Here is a 20,661-nt window from a genome sequence, read left to right as displayed (position 1 = left end):
CCTACGACGACCGCAAGATCGCCCAACGCAAACCAGGCCCTCATCGCACCCGCACGATGTTGATCCGACGTCCTCTGCGCAACGCTCCACGACGGCACCCTCTACCAACCGCCGGCGCGCACCCTGCCAGCGGCCGCTCGACAGAGGACATAGGGGCACGCCCGCACACAACGAGGCCGCTCCGCCTCCGTTGCGCTCGTGGTCTTGCGGATCAGGCGACTCCACCGGCGGGCTCATGGGTTGTGCGGTGTCGCGCACTGTGCCTTGACCACGCCGACATCTCACCCCGCCTCACCGGCGCCCGCCTTCTGAAAGTACTGCGACGCATGTTCGACAAGCGTTTGTCCGACGACCTCGCCCAGTCGTACTGGCACCGCATTGCCGATCAGCCGTCCCAGCACGCTGAACTTGACAGGCTCACCTGGCCGCACGAACTTGTACTTTGGCGGAAAGGTCTGCAGGATCGCCGCTTCACGCAGGGAGATCGCTCGGTCTTGCTCAGGATGACCAAATCGCCCATTCCCGTAACCGAAGCATTGAGTAGTGATGGTCGGACTCGCTTCGTCCCACGACATCCGGCCGTACACACTCGGGTAGGTCGCTCCCGTGCTTTTCCTGTGGCAAGCCGCCTGAAGCTCGACGGGCCAATCGCGCCATGAGCCACCGGGCTTCGAGTGACGAATGCGCTCGAGATTGGTCTCGCTCAACCGTGACGCGACATGCAGTCGATCGTTCGGATCGGACTGGCCTGCCTCGATCGGACGGAGTCGGCCGATCGCCTCGCGAACGGTCTTCGCTCGCTGCTGGTCCTGCGCCAGCCCCAAACCAGCAGCGCCCAACTTCGAAGCGATGAGAACCAATCGCTTTCGCGTCTGAGGAATTCCGACGCGAACTGCCTGAACAACAGACCACTCCACGGAATACCCCGCAAGGCTCTTCAGAAACTGATGGAAGACGGGGTGGTCGAGCAGCTGCGGGACGTTTTCCATCGTGACCAGGTCTGGCTGGACTTCCTTCACGAGTTTCCCGAAGATCTCGACGAGTTGCCAATCCTCTCCGCGCTTGTTGCTCCTTCCTGACCGGCTATATGTCGAGAACGGCTGACAGGGCGCGCAACCGGCGATCATGCTGATGTCCGCTCCGCTGATCATGTCTGCCACGTCGGACCCTGAGAGCTCGTTGACATCGCGTTCGATGAACTTGGCCTTGTTGTTGGCTTCGTACGGGTACGCGCACGCCGGGTCGATATCGATCCCTGCTACGACGTCGATGCCCGCCTGCGCGAGACCATGAGTAAGGCCGCCGACTCCGCAGAACAGATCGATGGCACGGATAGTCGGAGCGCGCTTGCCTTCGTTCGTCAAGCGACGGCACCTTCCTTCTTAGCTATCTCAGCGCTGATGAAGATCACAAAGCAGCCGACTGCTTCTCGCAGATAGTCGCCAACTGCGGTCGTGAGCCCCTTGAGTTCCGCTACCGTCACGCCATCGCTACATTCAACGAAGGAAAGCGAGCCGTGAGCAAGTCCGTTGCGGCGGTCCTTGACGAGCTTCAGCGCACCCATGTCGTCCCGTATGTGTCGCTTGGCCGCTTGGATGACGCTGGGTGAGAGCGTTAGTCCGCACCCCACTCGTTCGCACATCTTCTCGATAGCTGAGTCATCCCAGTTCCCGCCACCCCCGGGCTCGATCTTGAATCCCTTGACGGGCATCTGCAGCAGCAGTTGCTCGCACAGGTCGAGCGCGGCTTGAAGACGTTTGTCCGGGCCCAAGTCGCTGTGGGTTCGAGCAATGGAACGCACCCATTCGGTGCGAAGGCCAATGCTCAGTTCGCTGGGTCGCCGTTCTGCTTCTTCGATCGCAGCGACAACTCCTTCCAGACAGCGAAGGACGGTCGCTTCGACCAGGTTGTAGAGCTGAAGATAGAGACTTGAGTTCAGAATCTTCTTCTGCTCAGTGGTGATCGAAGCGTCGGTGCCGCGAAACCGCGGAGTGCCCTCGCGGGCCGCGTTCTCGACGTTCTGCAGGAAAGAGAGGTATGCCTCGATCTCTGCATACCTCTCTTCAAAGTACGGGACAAGGTCAAGCGTCGCCATGCCTCACCAACCTGTTCTTGACGAAGTCGATGCGCCCACGAAGGCGAGCACTCGCGTTCGCACCGTCGGAACTGGTGATCCTCCGAAACTCGGGCAGGTCGATCCAAGAGGCAACATCGATCTCTTCGGCCGGACGGTCGGCGAGGTCGGGCTGCTCAGCCAGCGCACGGTCAACACCGATTGCGATGGACTCGAATCTCGTCCGCGGGGTCGCCGTGCTCTTCTCGGCCTTCCTGAATCCGAAGGGGAAGTTTCGCGAAACAAAGTCGAGGACGGTGTCGAAACGCTGACGATAGGAATCTGCCAGAGCTGGGTTCGAGGCCAACTCGTCATTCATCTTCTTTGAGTATGCAAAGAGGAAGTCGGAAGGGCGGTCGCGGTAGTTTTCCAAGCCATCCCCGTACGCGAAGAGTCGAGTAACCAGCTCTTCGTAGCCGCGCTCCTTCTTGGCCTTCGCTGGCATTGGGGCTAGTTGCGCGAGAAGCGGAGTGTTAGCAAGTCCGGTGACCAGGTCGAGGAACGGCCCCGCGAGCGCTCCTCGGCGAACCTCGGCGTTGTTGGCGATCTTACTGCCGGTATTGATGCGTTCGAACATGTCAAGTCGAGCCGCCTCATCGGCGTGCTCATTGAGAACAATGCCGCGAACGGAACGATTCTTGATCTTGCGCTGTCTCGACTCGGGAAGGTCGTCGAAGCAGAATCCGGACAGATGCGTCAGAGGGTCGAGTTCACCCAGTTGTAGACCCCCGTAGATGAACTCTGCGATCGTGCGCAACCGTTGAGAACCATCGACGATTTCGAGGCGGCCGTCTGGCATCTCCCAGAAGAAGATGAAGGGAATAGGGAGTCCCATGATCAACGACTCGATGAATCGAGACTTCCGGCGATCTTCCCAGGTGAACTCTCGCTGATAGGCGGGGACGACGTACTCGCCGTCGCGGACCTTCTGGGCCAGCAACTCGACGGAGTACTCGGTGAGGAAGAAGTCGATTCGTTTGGATTCCTCAATGATCTGTGCTTCGGCAAGTTCGATCTGCTCTGCAGCCGGTCGTTCATTGGAACGCGCCACCATCGCACCTATTCCTTCTTCTAGTCGCGTCACCTCCACCAGGTAGGCCCAGCGTCTACGCTACCGGGGCGCCGCCGTGGCTGCCGGGAGGACAGGCGGGCGGGTTGCAACCTCACGCCCCAGACTGCCGGATGCCACTGACATTCGCTGGGCAGTCTCCTGCGAGGGCGCCGCTCGTGCGTCCAGACACAGATTAGGGCTGGCTGATCAGGCTGCCGGGGCTGATCCTGACAGCCTCAAGGACGTTTGACGCGCCCTGAACGTCCACAAAAGGTGAGCTGCGGCGAGAGTCTTCGCACCCTGTCGGGGCTGGCAGAGAGGAGCGAGCCGTACGGAAAGGAACGCCTATGAGTTGCAACGGTACTGCCGGGGCGCAGGAAGTCGCCGCCATTCAGTCACCTGCGCTAACTCCATCGATCACGGCCTGACGGTTGTCAAACGGCACTCTAAGGAACGCCGTCCACGCGCGATCGAGCTCGGTCGTACCTCGGCGCCCGCGCTCCATCCAGCGCGCGATCCGTCTCTGCTCTCTCGGTTCGAGGTCCCGGACCGCAGAGATGACAGCACCAATAGATACCATGTCGTCGCCCCCAAGGCCCGCCCTACACCGATTGCACTCTGTGACGAGGGCAAGTTCTTTCCGCCCGTCAGCATGTTCGAGAGTGCGGCGCGAGACGCTGAGGACAGCCGTCAGAATGGCATCGTCTGGGTACGGTTCGCCTCCCGCGATCCCGCAGAGCGTGCACATGTAGCTGTCCCGGGCCAGGATCGCCTGCCGTTCCTTGCTCGAAATCGCCTTCTGCGGTGCTGAGTCGCGCCGGGCCTTGGCGTCCCAGACAGCTACTCCTTCCTTCACGAATCGCTGATCTTCGGCGGAAAGCCCTGCGTCCTCGGTATTTGAGTAGACGACCCACCCGTAGTCGCGAAGATCCCGAATCCGCCGATCGATCTGAGAAACCCCGGGGAACGCGTCGCGCAGCTGATTCTTGGTGAACGTGTTGCCTTCGCCGACGACCTGGACGAGCCAAAGCGCTCCTCGGACCATCGAGCCTGCCGAGTATCCAGGATCATCCCAACGGGGTGCTTCGGCTTTCATGTGTGCTTCTTTCGTTTCACAGGCGACGGGAGTCTGCCTGCCGGCGTTGGATGTCGGAGCGAGGTGCGAGAATCCTGCACAAGCGGGCTTCGCACCTGAGACTAGAGCCCAGACCTACCTCGAGGAGAATTCGTAGATGGCTGAGTTCGGCATGCCACCGCAGGGTGAGGAGATCAAGGCCCTCATCAACCAGCGCCTCAAGCACGCGATGACTGAGGCAGGGGCAAAGGTCACCGTCGACTGGCGAGGGGAACTTCGGCACTTGTACGTGATCTCGATGCCAGTAGACATGCTCTACTTCAACCCTGACACGCATCGGATCCGCGCCCAGCGGACACTGGACCCGGCGCGGAATCATGAGATCGACACCGATCCCTGGGGCGAGGCGGCACAGACGTACTTGCACGATCTGCTGCGCCAGAGGCCCGCCAACCCGGACCAGGTCGACCCTGACTTCATCGCGCTCAAGGATGAGCTGGATGACTCGGGCCAGCGTGAACCGGGCATCGTGAGCCCTCACGGAATCCTCGTCGACGGAAATACGCGTGCTGCTGCACTGCGCGACCTTGGCGTGCAAAACATCAAGGTCGGAGTCCTGCCAGACGACACGTCGCGGCTGGACATCAACAGCGTTGAGCTGACCCTTCAGCTTCGCAAGGATCGCCGGCGCGATTACTCCTACATCAACCGGCTGATAGCGATCGATGAGGAACTCGGTCGCGGGCGGTCCGAGGCAGACGTCGCGAAGGATTTCAACATCAAGCCCGCGACCCTCCAGCGCGACCGGTGGGTCTACCGGCTGATCCTCGACGCGATCGACCGGAGTCGGACAGCCGACGGTGTCTCACTCCGACTCATTGATTTCGAGCAGCACCAGGAGAAGCTGCGCGAGCTTCATCGGGACTTCTCAACGCTGGCGAAGACTGACCCCGACGCCGCCGATCGACTTAAGCAAACGCGGCTTGCGATGGTGCTCCTCGACTACCCCAAGACCTCGCTGCGGCTGGCCGAGGACGATTTCCACGCACGATATCTCGACTCGCGACTCCCTGAGGATCTCAAGTCGGCGCCAGGGTCCGCTGCGCCCGTCTCGGTCCCCGGCCTGCCCGGGGTGACAATTCCTGGTCCGAGCAGCGACTCAGAAGCCGCAGAAGCCCTAACAAACAGGTTGCTTCGGGCCAAGGCTGTTGCGCGTGACAGCAGCGGCTCCAGCCCGGCGGACGTCGCAGAGGCGTCAAGCCTGATGCGGAAGGCACGCGAGACCTTCGATGTGGCCGTGAAGCTGGCCGGCCAAAACGCCGAGCTGGTAAAGCGGCAGACTGCTGTTCCCGAGCGACTCACCGATGCTGCGGACTACGTCACGCAGTGCGCGAACGAGTTCGCTGAAGCCAAGGCGAAGCGGGCGCTGGACGAAGAGGCGTTTGACGACGCGCTGATCGTTCTTCGAGAGAGCCTCGAAAGCCTCGCGCGTCAGGCTGGGCGCACATTCACAGCGCCAGGAGAAGGTGTTGCGTGGCTGCTTGATGCCGCACGGATCAAGTGATGCGCGGAACAGGCTCAGCACCGTCGCTCGAAATAACCCTTGCGCCTGATGCCACCCGTGCGAGGCTTCAGGCGAACGCGGCGCTTGAGGCGGATCTCCGCCGCCTTGCGCTCGGATTCCAGACAAGTACACAACGATCGTCCACGATTGTTGAGGTCGACCTCGACGACCTGCTCACCAACCTCGCAGTCCTCGGCGGGTGGCCGTACCAGGGCGAAGGCGATGTCGTCTGGGATCCAACCCTTGAGGCCCTGGTTGTCGATTCCATCCAAGATGCTCGGTCCGTCGCCACGCGCCTGCAGGAAACTGAGGCTGAGAACGCTCGCATCGCGCCCGCCGCTCTCGCCGAGCGGCTTGGGCCCGACTGGGTGGGTGACCTCACCGCGTTTCAGGAACGAGATATTGCCAAGCTTCTCTCGCTGCGACACGGTGCGAACTTCTCGGTTCCGGGCGCTGGAAAAACTCGGGTAGGTCTCGCTGTGTTCCATGCACTGCGCCGTTCTGAGAAACTCGAGCGACTGTTGATCGTGGGGCCCAAATCGAGCTACGGCGCATGGCAGTACGAAAACCGCATCTGTCTCTCGCGTCCGCTGGACATGAACGTGTTGAACGGTCCACCACCGGACGGGGCAGAAGCGATCATAGTGAATTACGAGCGTCTACCGTCCATGGTGAACGGTCTCGGCCGATGGCTGACTGAACGCCCGTCGATGATCCTCCTCGACGAGGCACACCGGATGAAGCTTGGCGTCGATGGCGCCTATGGCGCAGCATGCCTCGCTCTAGGGCCTAGGAGCCGACGCCGACTCATCCTCACGGGGACACCGGCACCCAACGGGGTCAAGGATTTGGAGAGTCTTTTCGGCTTCGTGTGGCCCGGCACAGGGCGGCAGAGCGTTATCCGCGCTGTCGCCGGAGGTGACCTCGCGCAGGCGAGCCGCGCACTGAAACCGTTGTTCACCAGGACAACGAAGGGGGAACTCGGGCTTCCCCCGGTGGACACGGTTTTTCGGCACGTGCCACTTCCGCCCCTGCACGCGGAGATCTACAAAGCGCTCGTCGGGCAGTTCTCTGCGCGTGCGGCAGGGGCGGAGGGAGACTTCCAAGCCCTCGGCCGGATCATCGTCTACATGCTTATGGCTGCGACGAGCCCCGCGCTGCTCTCGGTCGGCACGACCAAGTACGAGCCCCTCGAATACCGCGTCCCCCCGCTCGCGGTTCCTGAGAACTCGAGCCTGTATGAGCTCATGCAGGACCTTCCGGCCTACGAAATGTCGCCAAAGTTCCAGGAAGTCCTCGCGATTGTCCGTGAGAATGCCGCGCAGGGGCGCAAGACCCTGGTGTGGTCAACGTTTATCAGGAGCCTGAACACACTTCACCGCGTCCTGGGTTCGTTCAGCCCAGCACTCGTACATGGCGGAACCCCCGACAGGGACGAACAGATTGAGCGATTCCGGCGTGATCCGGAGTGCATGGTGCTCCTGTCCAACCCAGCCACGCTCGGCGAAGGCATTAGCCTTCACCACGAATGCCACGACGCAGTCTATGTCGATCGGGACTTTGCTGCCGGACGCTTCTTGCAGAGCCTTGACCGCATTCACCGACTCGGTCTTGCCCAGGATGTCAGAACCAGAGTGACGGTTCTCGCGTCGGAAGGCACCATTGACGAGGTAGTCGCTGCGCGTCTCGCGACCAAGCTCAAGTTCATGGGCGGCATCCTTGACGACCCCGCGGTTCAGCAACTCGCCGACCTCGACGAGGAGCCCGCCATCGGAGGAGGTCTCGATCAGGGGGATCTCCAGGCACTATTGGGGCATTTCGATGCGGCTTCCTCCTGAGCCCGTCCTACTGGCTGCGAAGAGATGGCTCGAACTGCTTCCTTCAAGTGGCGGTCTGGCGCGAGCCCAAGCACTGCTGACAAGCCATCCGGCGTACGACGACCTCACGCCGACCCAGTATGCGACTGCGCTGGCGTGGATGCGAGAAGTTGGGCTCGTCAACAGCCTCGAGAGCGATACTCCAGCGGCGCTGCGGATACTCGGTGCATTGTTCGAACACGGCAAGCTTCCCTGGGTGCGGGATGCGGACCAGCTTGTTAGTGAACCTGGTGAACTGCCAACCGATGTCTTAGGCGTAGCGGCAGCGCTAGGTCTCGACGGGGACGCCGTCTACGCGCAGTTGGTCTCGAGCTGGGGCAAGGTCGACACAACCGCGAGAGAACGTGTCGGAGCTGCGGGTGAAGCGGCATTGGTTGAGCTGCTGAAATCGCGGACAACCGGGCGCGTCGAGCAGGTATCTGCTTGGTCCGACGGATACGGCTACGACATCGAGGTCGTTAGAGGTGGGAATGCGGATCATCTCGAAGTGAAAAGCACGACTCGGCAGGGCCGGATAGCGGTCTACCTCTCACGGCACGAGTTCGACGTGATGCGTCGCGATGAGAGCTGGTCGTTGGTCCTGGTTCGCCTCAATCCAGAACTGGTCGTGGTCGGTATAGGGGTCGTCCCGAACCAGTGGATCATCGAACATGCGCCTCGCGACGTAGATGCGTCGGCGAGCTGGGCCACCTGCAAACTGGAGATCCCACCCGAGGTAGTGGAGGACGGGATTCCACGGATGCGAGAGGCGCTGACTGATCCGCTGCCGTCCTGGCAGCAAACACCCGATCCGGACAGCAGGATCGAAGACGTCGAGCGTTCGATCCCTGAAGAGCCGGACTGACATAGCGGCGGCCTTGTCTGTGGCACACGCCACCGAGCACCGGATTAACTGATTCGGCTCTTGAACTGTTGGATGTAGCCGTGCCGTTCATGGTCGGCCTGACCGGTGAACCCCTTGAACTCGCCGAGTCGATACATCGTTCCCGATGGAGTGACACGCTGCTCGACTACAAAATCCTGGGCAAGGATGGCCAGTCGACGTTCGACTGAAGCATGACTGAACTCGTTCAGCGCACCTGTCAGCCGATCGATGCTCACGAAGTCTCCCGCGCCGGCGAGCGCTCGGTAAACCGGGTCGTGGATATCGGCGCTCAGTTCTGGGACCTCGTGGGGCATGCCAGCATGCTCGAGTGCGACTCGAATTGCACGGCCGACTGCCTCCGCGACCGGGGGCGGAAACGCGTTGCCGATCTGACGGTATTGGGATGTCTTCCGGCCGGCGAAGTCCCAGCCGTCGTAATCTCGCCATCCCTGTAGGCGTGCAACCATCGCGAGGGTGAGCCGGGGCAACCGTTCGGTCGGGTGCGGCGCGTTCTTGTCTGGTGCGCTATCAGCGATACCCTTGCCGTCGACGCCAAGAGCTTCCCAGGCACGCTTGGCGCGAGTAGGGCCGAGGTCTGCACCACCGTGCTTCTTGCTTCCCCCAACGAGCGTTGGGCCGATCCCATCCGCTAGCGCAACCCAGTCGTCGACATGTGCCCAACCATTGGCTGACATCAAGTCGCGCAATTCCTCCCCTACCGTTACACGCTCGCCAGCGACCTCCGGCCAACGGAAGTACACCGCGTCTTCCGGACGCAGGGCGACGAGCACGAATCGAGGTCGCAGTTGGGCCACACCAAAATCGGCCGCGTGCAAGAGCCGCCAGTCCGCAACGTAGCCTAGCTGCGCCAATCGATCGAGCACACGCTGTCGATAGCCGGAGAATCGAGCAGCCGCGAGCCCCCGAACATTCTCCAGCATGAGCGCCCGCGGCCGCATTACAGCAACTTGCTCGACGGCCCACGCGAAGAGATCTCGTTCATCGGATGAACCCAGCTGCTTGCCAGCGATCGAAAACGGCGGACACGGAACTCCGCCCGCGAGAAGGTCCACCCCTTCATAGTCAGCTGGTCGCCAGACACCAATATCGGCAACATCGCCCACGGCGACTTCTCCACCCAAGTTCTGACGCAGCGTTTCGGCAGCGGTCGGGTCTATTTCCACTGCGAGGTCATGGCGGAATCCAGCCTTGTGCAGTCCGAGCGCTTGTCCCCCGGCGCCCGCGCAAATCTCAACTGTGCGCAAGCTGGTCACTGATGGCTCCCCGGAACGTAGCGGTGGATGGAAGACTGGCTGCCATGTATCTTGGCGCCCTTCTGATTCTCAACTAAGGTGCCCCGGTCGTGTTGCGAGACGAGCGGCAAGTCACACTCAAGGTTCTCCCTACGCCGGGTCGCGCCCGCAACATGCGAGCCATCAAGCGTACCGATACTGGTCCGGAACGAGCGATTCGTTCCGAACTCCACGCGCGCGGCTTCAGATTCCGCAAAGACATGCGCCTGCAGCTTGCCACAGGTGTGGTGCGCCCAGACATCGTGTTCACGCGAAAGCGAGTCGCGATCTTCATCGACGGCTGCTTTTGGCATTCTTGTCCACTGCATAGCAGGCCCCCCTCGGTCAACTCCAGCTACTGGGGACCCAAGCTCGCTCGAACAGTAGAACGGGACCTGCGCGCAAACGATGCGCTCGTTAACGCTGGCTGGTATGTGATTCGCGTGTGGGAGCACGTTCCGCCGCTCTCCGCTGCAGACTCCATAGAACATGTGTTCGATCATAGGGCGAACCGATCGGCGGCGGATGTCGACCCGCCGTTTGGGCTAATCCTTCTCGGATGAGCACAACCGCGCTGAGCGCCCTGGTCGTGTAGGTGCCTCAACCCGAAAGCGCATGCGCCAGTCGAAGCGGCACAACAAAGCGCATCTGATCGTCAGGGATTCTAGCCACTGCGACGCAAGGAGGATTGATCACACTCCGAGCGGCACCGGGCGTGACCGACAGTGCCGATCATCCGTTGAAGTTGAAGTGCCGCGCATCACGGTGCATCCCACTGCTCGCAACCACTGCCGCACACGCGTCGGCGCCGAGGCGGGCCTTCGCCAGCCGACCGGCCGCGCGCGCGTCTTCGACCGTGAGTCGATCGATGGCGAGTTTGGACAGCAACTCCTCCGTCGCAAGCTGCACGACAAGCGAATCAACAGACACGGACGGTCGTCCACGCTCGCGACGCGCGCGATTCTCGAACGCCGCCTCCTTCTGCAACCGTATTGTGTCGTGTTCGACAAGCAGGACGAGCGCACTCACCAGCTGCTCGAACTGCTCCCGCCGCTCCTCCCGCCGCACCACCACTCGCGTTCCGCGCACGGCCGCCGCGACATCCGCGCTCGTCAGCAGATCCACCCGCCCCAGCTCCGCGAGGACGACCTCGACTGCCCGCGCATACGTGATGCGCTCGACATCCGCAGCCGGCAGTCCCATCCGCGCCCGCCGTTCCGCGTACGCCTCCGCAAACTCCCGCATTCGCGCCCCGTGCGCGAGCATGTGCTCGGTCAGCGTCGCCTGGAACACCGTGAACTGCCGCAGGTGCTCGTTCAGCTCCGGGTCATCGAAGTACTCCGCCGCCTCGCGCTCGTTCGCCCGCCGCTCCGCCGCCGTGACCGGATGCACCCGCTTCGGCGGCAGGCCCTCCCGCATCAGCGCCCGCTTCAGACGACGGGCCGCCGCGTTCGCCTCCAATTCGGCCTGGTACACGTCGGGGTTACTGCGACGGTTCCGCTGATAATCCGCCCGGCGCTCCTTGTTCCGCTCGGCCCATTCCTTCTTCGTGCGCTTCGTGCGCTCGGGGTCGGCATCCCGCCGCGCAGCCGCCCGCGCATTCACTTCGTCACGATGCGTCGCGTAGTACCGGTTGGCGTACTCGCGCACTTTGTCGCGGTTCTCCTCGACCCAGCGCTGCTGGTACGCCCGAACCCGCTCCGGATGCTCCTGCCGCCACGCCTTCGCCCGCTCGCGACTCTTCCGACGCGTCTCTGCCTGACGACGCTTCCGCGCAGCCGTCCGGCGCCAGTACTCGCGGTTCTGCTCCCGCGCGCGATCGAGATGCTGCTCTCGCCAGCGCCGGTTCAGCTCACGAACCCGCTCTGGATGCTCCTGCTTCCACTCCCGAATCTTCTCGGCGACGTGTTCGCGGTTCGCCTCACGCCAGCGCCGCTTCGCGTCCCGCGTGCGCGCGCGCTTCGCTGCCTCCCGCGCCGCATCCGCGTCAAACGCTGCCTGCGCCTCGTCGCGATCGGGTCTGGCCATGACGGATGCCTCATTCGTCGCCGTGCGGCGCGAGCTCCATCACCAGCTCGAGCAACTCCGACCGGTGCGCGCTCGGGTTCGTGATCACCCGGCCTACCAGGGCGCGGAGCCGATCGAAGTCCTCGGCGTCGATGCCTTCGACGGGCTCCATGCAGAACGCGATGTCCTTCTGCAGGTCGTACTCGTCATCGTCGACGGCGATCTCGGGGTAGTAGAACAGGGCCGCCAGCCCGACACGGCTGAGGAGATCATCGAACTGCTCGTGCGGGACCGACATGGATGCCTCCTGATCGCGGAATTTCGTAGCACCAGACTTCCGCGAACAGCAGGTGCACCGGCGACGCATCGCCGGTGCACGAGAACACCACGGACAGCGGATGCCTCGTCAGCGCACGAGTTCCGCATCTTCACGAGCTGGACGCAGCTCGGAGGCATCCGTTTCGCTGCTTTCCCGTCGACCGTGCGACGCGGCCGCGCGGCGACGCTCTCGGGCCTCGGAAGCCCGCACCCGGATGAGCCGCATCAGCGTGATCGGGCCGGCGACGATGAACTTCAGCGCGTTCCAGACGAACAGCAGCACCAGCAGGTTCGCCCACCCCGGGCCACCGCGCTCGGCGACTCCGGCGCATGCGGCCGCGGCGAGACCGTAGACGACAGCGAGGAGCATCGCGGGCACGCCCCACTTGAGCCCACGCCGCGTGTGCAGTGCGTCGAGCACGAGATTGGTCGGCATGAAGCGCAGAACCGCGCGACCCCGCGCGATGATCGCCCACACGAATCCGAACATGCTGCAGCCCTCCAAGTCTCGGCAACAAGGACTTACTGGAGAGCCGCCGGATACTCCGGAGCTGATAGCACCGCAATCTGCGATAGCGCCTTCGGACGTTGCCTGATCCGAACGTTAGAACCGGATCGCCTGATTCGGAAGCATCGCCGGGACGATCGGCTCGTCTGCGTCGCTGGCACTGGACTGCCTCGAGACGCGCACGGCCGCTTCGAGCGCGGCCCGCGCGCGTGCCGCGTCTGCCTCCTGAGACGTGGTGAGTGGGGCCGTCCCGAGCGGGTGGACTCCGACAACTCGGTACCGATCCCGGTACGCGGCGACCGTGCACGCATGCCGACGCCACTCCCCCAGCGCCGTACCGCGAGGCGGTTCACCGAGTGCGAGGACCCACGGCTCGCGTCGAACGAGGGCGCGATCGAGCACCGCGCGAGCCCGACCATCGATGAGTCGCGCGCGTTCCCCAAGCGCGCGGCTCATCTCCTCGTCCATCGGCCCGCGCGCCGGCGGAATGAGTCCGCCGATCAGGCGAGGCGCCTGCCGGGATCGCCCGCCGCGCGCGGCGATCGCCCGAGCTGTCGCGGCGGCGACCCGGGCCCGAAGGACGGCCGCGACATCCTGGGCGTCTTCGAACCCGCGCGTCTGAACCACGCTCGCGAGCACGCGACCGACGTCGAGGCGTTGTGCCTCCGCCCGCCGGAGTTCCGCACCGAGCGGGCCGAACGCGTCGGAGCTGATCGCCTGCTCCGCGGCATCCGGCGACAGTCCGCATTCACGCACGAGCGCGGCCCACCGCTCGTGCTGGGCGGCCGCGGCGATGGTCTCGTACTCCGCGGCGAGCTGAGCAATCGAGCCCCACGCGTCCTGCTCGGCCGCGAGGGTCTCGTGCGCGGAGAGCTCGGCGCCGACATGGTGCAGCACTCCCGCAAGGATGCTTCGCGCCGACGCCTCGGCAGCGTCGCCCGGTCTCGGTCCGACGTGGGCGAGGTCGGGACGGTCGACAGCGACGTACGCGGTGTTCGCCTCGCGACCCCTGGTCATCGCGACATAGAGGTTCTCCCGGGTCATCCCCGGCGCGACCACGATGTGCGCCGTGCCGGTGGTGATGCCCTGCGCGCGATGCGAGGTCACCGCGTACCCGAGCTCGACATGCTCGGCGACGTACCCTGCGGGCAGGATCACGCTGCTCCCCCACCGGCGCGCGGCCAGTCGTGCCTCGAGTCCCCCATCGCGTCGAACCTGAGTGACGATCCAGCCGTCGCCATTGCGCACCCACCGGCGCCCGGCGCGCAGCCCGCGATCGTTCCGCCGCGTGATGACGGTATCGCCGATCGCGGCGGCGCTGCCGTCGTGCAGCGGCGCCTCGCGGGTCGCGTCGACCCGGCCATCAAGGATGAGCTCGTTCCGCGCACGCAGGTTGAGCGCGGCGACAGCTTCGTTGGAGTCGCTGATCAGTACCGTCGCGCGGCCTGAGCGAACGTCCGCGCGCCAGCCGGCGTACGCGGCATCCGCCATGTCCTCGGTGCTGCCGTCCCGCACCCGACCGTGCGCCACATACGTGTCGATCGCGTCCGCGTCGCCGTTCCGCAGGCTGAGCGACGCCGTCTTCTCCCACTCGTGCACGAATCGGTGCACGTCGACCAGCTCCGGGGCATCCGCCCGCTCGTGCACCAGCATCGCGAACGCACCACCCGCGTCGACCGACTGCAACTGCGCGTGATCGCCGACGAGCACTACCTTCGCGCCGGCAGCCGCCGCGAGCGCGGTCACGCGATCCAGTGACGACGTGCCGGCGAGGGATGCCTCGTCGATGATCACGAGCTGACCTGGACGGAAGTCTGCGTTGTGCACGAGGTGGTTCTGCCACCACTTCGCCAGGTTCTCGGTCGCGATGCCGAGATCGTCGGCGAGCACCTGCGCCGCGACCGCAGACGGCGCAAGCCCGACGACGGAACCCATTCCGTGCTCGGCCTCCCACGCGTGCCGCAGCACGTTCATCGCGGTCGTCTTGCCCGCCCCGGCCGGGCCGACGAGGACGTCGATGACCCGGCCCGATTCGCCGACATGTTGCAGGGCCGCGAGCTGCTCGCCCGCGAGCGAACCCCCGCCGGGCAGCTTCCCGCGCGCGGCTGAGCGCACGGACGCCGGGTCGATCCGGGGGCCGCTCTCGTCGGCGGCGCGGTCGAGGAGTCTCGCCTCGGCGTCGATCACCGCGGTCGAGGTGAATACCGTTGAGTGCTTCGGGCGGAACACCGACGAGGCATCCGCTCGCCGGAACGGCGCAGAGCTGGCTGCGAGCTCGGGTGGCGTGAGTTGCAACGAGCGCCGCTCGGCTGCGTCGACCACGAGCCCGATCACGGCTTCACGATCGGATGCCTCGGCGAACCGCCACCCCATCGTCTGACGCGCCGCCTCAGCGGCGAGATTCCAGTGCCGCCAGGTCGAGCGCTTCTCGCTCACCGTCGCGACCACGCTCGCCGCAAGCCGCTCGACCTCAGAGAGCGGGACGTCTTCGGCCCGCAGCATCCGTGATGGGGTGGCGCGCTCGATCGTCTGCCCTGCCCAGGTGGTCGCATCCACCCCGAGGATCCGCGCTGCGCGCTCACGCCACGCGGCGGTGAGCTCGGCGAGCGACCGCAACTCCTTCGGCGGCCGCGTCGCAAGCGTTGCCTGCGCGCGCAGCTTCATGATCGTGGCCTTGCCGGGCCGGTGACCGTGCGCCTGCACGAACGCCTCGATCAGCCGATCGGTCTCGGCATCGATGTGCCGCGCCCGCGTCGAGAACTCGGTAACCAGCTCCTCGGGTACCGCCGCGATCGCCCACGCCGGATTGCGGTCGCCGCCCCGCGCGCACGCTCCTCCCACCCCAGCCCGAGCGCGCGGGTGAGCGCGTCCGCGAACAGCGCCTCATGCAGCTCCGACAGTGCAACGACCGCCGCATGCACCGGCCGTCCGTCGAGCGAACGCCACCTGCCGTCGAGCACCGTCTGCACCTTGTTGCTGATCACGACATGCGTGTGCAAATGCGGATCACCCGCCCGACTGTCGAAATGATCGAACGCGGTCGCGATCACCCCCGCTACGCCGACCTGCGCAACCGCGCCGTCGCCCGCCGTTGCGCCCGTGCGCGTCGCCGCAACCTCCCGCTCGAGAAACGCAACCGCCTCCGCAACCGCCGCATGATGCGCCTGCACGATCCGCGCCTGCGACGCAGCACCCGCAACCCCCCACAGCACGCTCGCCGACTTCGGAATCGAGAACGACGCCACCTCGGCGGACGGTCTGGACGATGAGCCGGCGGCCGCGGATGAGGGCTGACCTACCGCGACGCTCACGATCCCGCACGTCTCGCACGCCCACCAGGCGTGATCGCCCAGTCCCCGCGCCTGCATCGGGTGCAGGCACACATCGCAGGTCGCCGTCGCGTACTCCAGCACGTCGTCCATGCGACTAGAGGCTCAACTCGCGACGCGCGTACGACGCCGGGATAGTGCCGTCCTGGAAGTAGGCATAGAAAAGTCCGGTCGCCTCATGCAGGCCGAAGACTTCATCGGGGTACACCATCACCTGGTGCTCGGCATACTGGATGGTCTCGGAGGGATCGCCGCTCCGGTCACCGCCACGTCCGATGGCGTACTGGTGGGCGACACCGTCAGGCCCGATCTCGCGCACCTCAATCGCCATCCGGTCTGCGCTGCCGGCGCACTGGATGTACTCAGGCGGGGCGTAGTCGGCGCCGAGGTCCAGCCAGTTCTTCCCTCGTGGGAGAGCGCCGAGCTCAAGCGCAAACCGCTTCTTGCCGTCGAGAAGCGAGAGGTGCCGGTGAAGCTGCTCCCTGTAAGAGCGGAACCAGTCAAGCAGTTCCCCTCTACTCGTGCCGTTACTCGTCACCACGTGGGTACCCCGGTCACCGACCGCCATAACGCCTCCTACCCCTCACCGGACAATGACGCCCACGATCTTGATGACCGTGCCGTCCAAGATCGCCGTCGCCGGGTTCTCCGGTGACACGAGTTGATCGAAGCCCTTCTGGGTTCCGCCGTACTTCGCGTTGCCTGTTTTGATCTCGACGCCGGTATAGGTACCGTCGCCGTTGGCGAAGAGCCCATCGTATTTCCGACCGCTCTGCGGCTCGCCGTCTACATGCGCGACAACCTGCCTCCGCTCGATCTCCACGCCGAGATCCTCGGACAGCTCGTCGAGCTTTTCCTGCTCGAGCGCCTTGGAGTCTTCCCAGGCCTTCGACCCGCCGGCATATCTCCCGTCCGCCGAGCGGCCGTCTCCACGGTCCGGTCCGGTCGCCTGCCAGATCTCCACCTGCGATGCGGATGCGATGTAGCCGCCGAGCTCGCTCGCGGCTGCACCGGCCACCACCGCTCCGGTACCTGCGATCGCGAGACCCTCCCCGATCGCGGGAGCACCGACCACGGCCCCACCACCGGTCAAGGTCAGGCCTCCACCCCCGACCATCATCGCCCCACCGCCGACGAAGCCTGCGACTCCGCCGATGAGCCCGAGCACCAGGTCAGGGTGCTCGAGAAGCACCTTGCCCACCGCCGCGACGTCGTTGACGGTGTTCCTGAGCTGCTCGATCATCATCGCCGCGAGCAGTGTGGTCATGACACCTGCGACGCGGATGACGGTGTCAAACGCGTCGCCCTCGCGTCCGAGCCTGGCCGTCAACGCTTGCGCCGCGGCCTCGACATCGTGCCGGGCTCTGTCGAGGACCGTCTGCGCCGAGTCCCGGTACTGCTGGCCAGGGTCGACCGTACGGTACGGCTCGATCAGCAGCGTCTGCGTGGCACGTGCGTCGGCGACCGCCTTCTGCAACTGTGCCTGGAAAAGCGAGTCCGCGAACGCGGACTCTCGCTCCCCTCGCTCGTACAGGTCGATCGCGCGGCCGGCTTCTCGCTGGGCGCGCTCGAGCTCGTCGGCGTAGGCGCGGAGGGCGATGGCACCAGCGAGGTAGGTCTCTCCGGCGGTATCCCATCGGCGGATCTGATCGAGCAGCTGCTCGTGGAACGCGTCGGCTGCCTCACCTTCCCAGACGCCGCTCGTGGTTACCCCGCGCAGGATCAGGCTGGTGTCCTGACATCCGATCGCCTCACGATGCCAGGAGTCCGCCGTCTGCCGAAGATCGGCAGGGCTCCCAGGGATCAGGTCCCTCGGGTCTGACGTCCCCCCGAGCTCCGCGGTCACTTCCGACGCCGCTTCCCTCGGCGGCCAGCGCGGACTATCGACGCCGCGCCCACAACACCCGCGGCAGCCACTGCAGCTGCAGCGCTCGCGCCGTGGATCTCAGCACCCGCGGCGGCGGCGGTCCGGTACTCCTCCTCGTGGTACGCCGAGGCGGCCGCGTGCACCTCGGACGCAAGATCCGACCCGGAGGCCCGGAGTACGTACCTCGTGGCGAGGCCGCGAAGGACGAAGTCCTCGACCGCTGAGGCAACGGACGGATGACCGGCGGCCGCGTGCCCGACGGACTCAGGCGCCCCCAGCATCCCATCCGACGCACTATCCACCGTCGCCGCGATCGACGCGAGCGCTTCCGGTCTGACTCTGAATCTGGTCACCACACCCGTCCCGGAGTGATCGTAAGGTACGCCGGCGGGGTCGGCGTGTAGCTGTGGAGAAGTGCCGCCTCCGGCCGATTTTCGAGTCGACGCACAGGAGAACTCGAGGGCGCGTGCCCTCCGTACCTCCGGAGACACCTGTGACCACCGACACCGCCGCCGACCTGCCCACCAGCCTCACCATCACCCACGCCCCGGCGCCGATCGCATACAGCGTGAAGGACGCCGCCAAGGCGGTCGGCGTCAGCGAATCGCTGCTCCGCCGCGAGATCCGAGCCGGATACCTCTACCCCAGATACATCGCGACCAAGCAGGTCATCACCCACGCGGACCTCGAGCGATGGGCGCGGACCTTGCCTACCGCGCCGCGCGCCTGACCGTCGGCCACAGCAAAGCGCCCCCTCTCACGTGTGTGGAGGGGGCGCTTTCGTCGTGGGCCGGGCGGGACTTGAACCCGCGACCGAGCGATTATGAGTCGCCTGCTCTAACCAGCTGAGCTACCGGCCCACAGATGGAAAGGGTACCGGCTGCACTCGGTACCCCAGCGCCACGCGCTAACGCGAGAGCGACGCACGGGTTGGTACCCCGGCGACTCGGATTGGGTACCCGAGCACGGATCCATGCCTTCCGCCGCCCGCCTTCACTGCACACGGCCTTCAGCGGTTGGTACCCCCATTGGTACCCCTACCCCCGCGATGCCTTTATTGGCTTGACAGATCGGTAGACAGCAGCGGATTATGAGTCCACTGCTCTGACCGGCTGAGCTACCGCCCCTCGCCGAGGACTGCTCGAGGCGAGCGATCCGGGCGATCGGCGACGAGCCCGCCGCCGGCTCACTACGATACCGGCTGCGTCACCCGAGTCCGCGATGCGCGCCCCACCGCGTCGCGGCGAACGACGCCGCCTCGCTGATCAACGAGGCGAGCTCTGGACGTGAAGGCACCGCGAACGACACGTATCCCCCACGTCCGCCGGCGACGGGCCGGCCATACGCCTTCGCAGCGAGTGTGCCATCGGGAAGCAGACGCACGGTGATCGACTGCAGCACGTACTCTTCGCCGCGTCTGGTGTCGGTCCATTGCAGCGGCTCGGGCACGGCGACGTTGATCGCGAGTGCGGACACCAGCGGTGCTTCGGGTCCGTGCTGGTCGCGGCTCATCGGCTGCGCCTCAGCGGTTCACTCGGGCAGCGATGCCGGCGCCGCGTCGGTGACGGGGTCGGTCACGGGCTTGCCACGGTACAGGCTCTCGAAGGTCGAGAGGGTGCGGTTGATGTCGTGCGCGGCGATGAGGCGGATCGACCCCTCTTTGAGCGCCCGGTACTGCTCGGGCGACGCCTCGAGCACGGTGCGCAGCTTGGCGGCGAGGTCATCGGGGTCGCTCGGCTCGAACAGGTAGCCGTTTTCGCCGTCGTGCACGAGGTGCGGCAGCGCCATGGCGTCGGCCGCGACGATCGGCAGCGCCGATGCCATCGCCTCCATCGTCACGATGCTCTGCAGTTCGGCGATCGAGGGCATCGCGAGCACGGATGCCCGGTGGTAGGCGTCGCGCAGCTCTTCGTCGGTCACGTAGCCGGTGAAGGTCACGCGGTCGGCGAGGCCGAGCTCGTGTGCGAGGTGCTGCAGGTTCCGCAGCTGGTCGCCGCCGCCGACGATCTCGACCTTCGCGTCGAGTTCTTCGGGCAGCCGGGTGACGGCGTGCAGCAGCACGTCGATCTGCTTCTCGCCGGTCACGCGGCCGACGAAGAGGATGCGGTTCTCGGTGCGCGGCTGCCAGTTCGGCGAGTACCGTTGCGCGTCGATGCCGCACGAGATGGCGTGCACGCCGGTGAGCCCGGTCGACTTCTCGAGGAACTGCGCGGCGCGTTTGGTCGGGGTGGTGACCGACTCGGCGCGGCCGAAGGTCCGCCGCGCCGCCTTCCACGCGAGTCCGACCGCCCACTCCTGCCAGGCCTTCGGGATGAGCGTGAACTCGAGCATGTTCTCGGGCATGAAGTGGTTGGTTCCGATGATGCGGATGCCCCGCTTCTGCGCCTCGATCGACAGACCGCGGCCCACCACGATGTGCGACTGGAAGTGCACGACGTCGGGCTTGACGGCATCGATGACGCGCGCGCTGTTCTGCTTGATGCGCCACGGAAGCGCGAAACGCAGCCAGTCGTGGGGGTACCAGCGCCAGCTGAGCAGGCGGTGTGCGGTGATCTCCTGGCCCTCGTGGATCTCGGTCCAGGTGCCGTGCTTGCGGCTGGCTGCGGGGGCCATGACGTGCACTTCGTGCCCGCGTGCGACCATGCCGGCGGCGAGGCGCTCGGCGAAGCGCGCGGCGCCGTTCACGTCGGGCGCGAAGGTGTCGGCGCCGATCAGGATGCGCAGGGGTCGCTCGGAAACGGGCTGGTCATTGTCCTCGGATGACGCACCGGGGGTGTCAGACACGTGTCGGGATC

19 protein-coding genes and 1 tRNA gene are annotated in these 20,661 nt (G+C 65.3%); 5 read left to right on the top strand and 15 right to left on the bottom strand.

From position 1 onward, the window contains the following. Nucleotides 1-281: 281 nt before the first annotated feature. The 4 genes from MTO99_RS04075 to MTO99_RS04060 form a co-directional block, all read right to left on the bottom strand. On the bottom strand, nucleotides 282-1,364 hold the full coding sequence (locus MTO99_RS04075; protein WP_243557168.1) for a DNA cytosine methyltransferase: 1,083 nt from the start codon (nucleotides 1,362-1,364) through the stop codon (nucleotides 282-284). Beyond that, complete coding sequence (locus tag MTO99_RS04070; RefSeq protein WP_243557167.1) at nucleotides 1,361-2,095, bottom strand: MAE_28990/MAE_18760 family HEPN-like nuclease; 735 nt, start codon at nucleotides 2,093-2,095, stop codon at nucleotides 1,361-1,363. The genes MTO99_RS04075 and MTO99_RS04070 overlap by 4 nt, the downstream gene beginning before the upstream one ends. After that, nucleotides 2,082-3,167, bottom strand: a complete 1,086-nt coding sequence (locus tag MTO99_RS04065) for a DUF262 domain-containing protein (protein WP_243557166.1) — start codon at nucleotides 3,165-3,167, stop codon at nucleotides 2,082-2,084. Before MTO99_RS04065 ends, MTO99_RS04070 begins: the two co-directional genes overlap by 14 nt. Before the next feature lie 388 nt (nucleotides 3,168-3,555). Continuing rightward, nucleotides 3,556-4,260, bottom strand: a complete 705-nt coding sequence (locus MTO99_RS04060; RefSeq protein WP_243557165.1) for a KpnI family restriction enzyme N-terminal domain-containing protein — start codon at nucleotides 4,258-4,260, stop codon at nucleotides 3,556-3,558. 136 nt (nucleotides 4,261-4,396) lie between these two features. Here MTO99_RS04060 and MTO99_RS04055 point away from each other — a divergent pair, with 136 nt between their 5' ends. From MTO99_RS04055 to MTO99_RS04045, 3 genes are read left to right on the top strand one after another with little or no spacing between them, the layout of a single operon-like run. Then, complete coding sequence (locus tag MTO99_RS04055) at nucleotides 4,397-5,803, top strand: ParB N-terminal domain-containing protein (protein WP_243557164.1); 1,407 nt, start codon at nucleotides 4,397-4,399, stop codon at nucleotides 5,801-5,803. Further along, entirely contained in the window at nucleotides 5,803-7,641 is a 1,839-nt protein-coding gene (locus MTO99_RS04050) for a DEAD/DEAH box helicase (RefSeq protein ID WP_243557163.1), read from the top strand. The genes MTO99_RS04055 and MTO99_RS04050 overlap by 1 nt, the downstream gene beginning before the upstream one ends. Further along, on the top strand, nucleotides 7,625-8,524 hold the full coding sequence (locus MTO99_RS04045; protein ID WP_243557162.1) for a protein NO VEIN domain-containing protein: 900 nt from the start codon (nucleotides 7,625-7,627) through the stop codon (nucleotides 8,522-8,524). Before MTO99_RS04050 ends, MTO99_RS04045 begins: the two co-directional genes overlap by 17 nt. A gap of 44 nt (nucleotides 8,525-8,568) precedes the next feature. Here MTO99_RS04045 and MTO99_RS04040 read toward each other — a convergent pair whose 3' ends face one another. Next, nucleotides 8,569-9,819: a DNA cytosine methyltransferase gene (locus MTO99_RS04040; protein ID WP_243557161.1), complete on the bottom strand. Its 1,251-nt coding sequence runs from the start codon at nucleotides 9,817-9,819 to the stop codon at nucleotides 8,569-8,571. A 152-nt stretch (nucleotides 9,820-9,971) separates the two neighbouring features. Here MTO99_RS04040 and MTO99_RS19115 point away from each other — a divergent pair, with 152 nt between their 5' ends. After that, nucleotides 9,972-10,400, top strand: coding sequence for a very short patch repair endonuclease (locus MTO99_RS19115; protein ID WP_354002525.1), 429 nt, complete (start codon nucleotides 9,972-9,974; stop codon nucleotides 10,398-10,400). 169 nt (nucleotides 10,401-10,569) lie between these two features. On the opposite strand, the gene MTO99_RS04030 is transcribed toward MTO99_RS19115, so the two are convergent. From MTO99_RS04030 to MTO99_RS04005, 7 genes are all read right to left on the bottom strand, one after another. Continuing rightward, the gene (locus MTO99_RS04030; RefSeq protein ID WP_243557159.1) at nucleotides 10,570-11,865 is read right to left on the bottom strand and encodes a hypothetical protein; all 1,296 of its coding nucleotides are present in this window, start codon (nucleotides 11,863-11,865) and stop codon (nucleotides 10,570-10,572) included. Nucleotides 11,866-11,875: 10 nt separating this feature from the next. Further along, nucleotides 11,876-12,142, bottom strand: a complete 267-nt coding sequence (locus tag MTO99_RS04025; protein ID WP_243557158.1) for a hypothetical protein — start codon at nucleotides 12,140-12,142, stop codon at nucleotides 11,876-11,878. Nucleotides 12,143-12,250: 108 nt separating this feature from the next. After that, complete coding sequence (locus MTO99_RS04020; RefSeq protein WP_243557157.1) at nucleotides 12,251-12,652, bottom strand: sulfate permease; 402 nt, start codon at nucleotides 12,650-12,652, stop codon at nucleotides 12,251-12,253. A gap of 114 nt (nucleotides 12,653-12,766) precedes the next feature. After that, complete coding sequence (locus MTO99_RS04015) at nucleotides 12,767-15,442, bottom strand: AAA family ATPase (protein ID WP_435520819.1); 2,676 nt, start codon at nucleotides 15,440-15,442, stop codon at nucleotides 12,767-12,769. Next, a complete protein-coding gene (gene mobF, locus MTO99_RS19245; RefSeq protein ID WP_435520793.1) occupies nucleotides 15,385-16,092 on the bottom strand; it encodes a MobF family relaxase in 708 nt (235 codons plus the stop codon). Before mobF ends, MTO99_RS04015 begins: the two co-directional genes overlap by 58 nt. A 4-nt stretch (nucleotides 16,093-16,096) precedes the next feature. After that, a complete protein-coding gene (locus MTO99_RS04010; protein ID WP_243557156.1) occupies nucleotides 16,097-16,567 on the bottom strand; it encodes a hypothetical protein in 471 nt (156 codons plus the stop codon). Nucleotides 16,568-16,582: 15 nt separating this feature from the next. After that, the gene (locus tag MTO99_RS04005; RefSeq protein ID WP_243557155.1) at nucleotides 16,583-17,845 is read right to left on the bottom strand and encodes a putative T7SS-secreted protein; all 1,263 of its coding nucleotides are present in this window, start codon (nucleotides 17,843-17,845) and stop codon (nucleotides 16,583-16,585) included. 514 nt (nucleotides 17,846-18,359) lie between these two features. Between MTO99_RS04005 and MTO99_RS04000 the strand changes: the two genes are divergently transcribed. After that, entirely contained in the window at nucleotides 18,360-18,596 is a 237-nt protein-coding gene (locus tag MTO99_RS04000; RefSeq protein ID WP_243557153.1) for a helix-turn-helix domain-containing protein, read from the top strand. Between the two features lie 56 nt (nucleotides 18,597-18,652). Here the strand turns inward: MTO99_RS04000 and MTO99_RS03995 are convergent. The 3 genes from MTO99_RS03995 to MTO99_RS03985 form a co-directional block, all read right to left on the bottom strand. Continuing rightward, nucleotides 18,653-18,726 (bottom strand) — tRNA-Ile (locus tag MTO99_RS03995). Between the two features lie 346 nt (nucleotides 18,727-19,072). After that, the gene (locus MTO99_RS03990) at nucleotides 19,073-19,378 is read right to left on the bottom strand and encodes a hypothetical protein (RefSeq protein ID WP_243557151.1); all 306 of its coding nucleotides are present in this window, start codon (nucleotides 19,376-19,378) and stop codon (nucleotides 19,073-19,075) included. Between the two features lie 18 nt (nucleotides 19,379-19,396). Beyond that, nucleotides 19,397-20,650, bottom strand: coding sequence for a glycosyltransferase (locus MTO99_RS03985; RefSeq protein ID WP_243557149.1), 1,254 nt, complete (start codon nucleotides 20,648-20,650; stop codon nucleotides 19,397-19,399). Nucleotides 20,651-20,661: the final 11 nt, after the last annotated feature.

It is taken from the genome of Agromyces larvae, assembly GCF_022811705.1.
Classification (GTDB): Bacteria; Actinomycetota; Actinomycetes; order Actinomycetales; family Microbacteriaceae; genus Agromyces; species Agromyces larvae.
Note: the sequence above shows the minus strand (reverse complement) of the source record. Positions and strands in the feature narration are given on the sequence as shown.

What these genes read in the sequence shown, in the direction of transcription:
- MTO99_RS19115 (WP_354002525.1), top strand. Translation starts at nt 9,972, where the DNA reads ATGCGAGCCATCAAGCGTACCGATACTGGTCCGGAACGAGCGATTCGT.
- MTO99_RS04065 (WP_243557166.1), bottom strand. Translation starts at nt 3,167, where the DNA reads ATGGTGGCGCGTTCCAATGAACGACCGGCTGCAGAGCAGATCGAACTT.
- MTO99_RS04020 (WP_243557157.1), bottom strand. Translation starts at nt 12,652, where the DNA reads ATGTTCGGATTCGTGTGGGCGATCATCGCGCGGGGTCGCGCGGTTCTG.
- MTO99_RS04025 (WP_243557158.1), bottom strand. Translation starts at nt 12,142, where the DNA reads ATGTCGGTCCCGCACGAGCAGTTCGATGATCTCCTCAGCCGTGTCGGG.
- MTO99_RS04055 (WP_243557164.1), top strand. Translation starts at nt 4,397, where the DNA reads ATGGCTGAGTTCGGCATGCCACCGCAGGGTGAGGAGATCAAGGCCCTC.
- MTO99_RS04070 (WP_243557167.1), bottom strand. Translation starts at nt 2,095, where the DNA reads ATGGCGACGCTTGACCTTGTCCCGTACTTTGAAGAGAGGTATGCAGAG.
- MTO99_RS04045 (WP_243557162.1), top strand. Translation starts at nt 7,625, where the DNA reads ATGCGGCTTCCTCCTGAGCCCGTCCTACTGGCTGCGAAGAGATGGCTC.
- MTO99_RS03990 (WP_243557151.1), bottom strand. Translation starts at nt 19,378, where the DNA reads ATGAGCCGCGACCAGCACGGACCCGAAGCACCGCTGGTGTCCGCACTC.
- MTO99_RS04060 (WP_243557165.1), bottom strand. Translation starts at nt 4,260, where the DNA reads ATGAAAGCCGAAGCACCCCGTTGGGATGATCCTGGATACTCGGCAGGC.
- mobF (WP_435520793.1), bottom strand. Translation starts at nt 16,092, where the DNA reads ATGGACGACGTGCTGGAGTACGCGACGGCGACCTGCGATGTGTGCCTG.
- MTO99_RS04030 (WP_243557159.1), bottom strand. Translation starts at nt 11,865, where the DNA reads ATGGCCAGACCCGATCGCGACGAGGCGCAGGCAGCGTTTGACGCGGAT.
- MTO99_RS04010 (WP_243557156.1), bottom strand. Translation starts at nt 16,567, where the DNA reads ATGGCGGTCGGTGACCGGGGTACCCACGTGGTGACGAGTAACGGCACG.
- MTO99_RS04050 (WP_243557163.1), top strand. Translation starts at nt 5,803, where the DNA reads ATGCGCGGAACAGGCTCAGCACCGTCGCTCGAAATAACCCTTGCGCCT.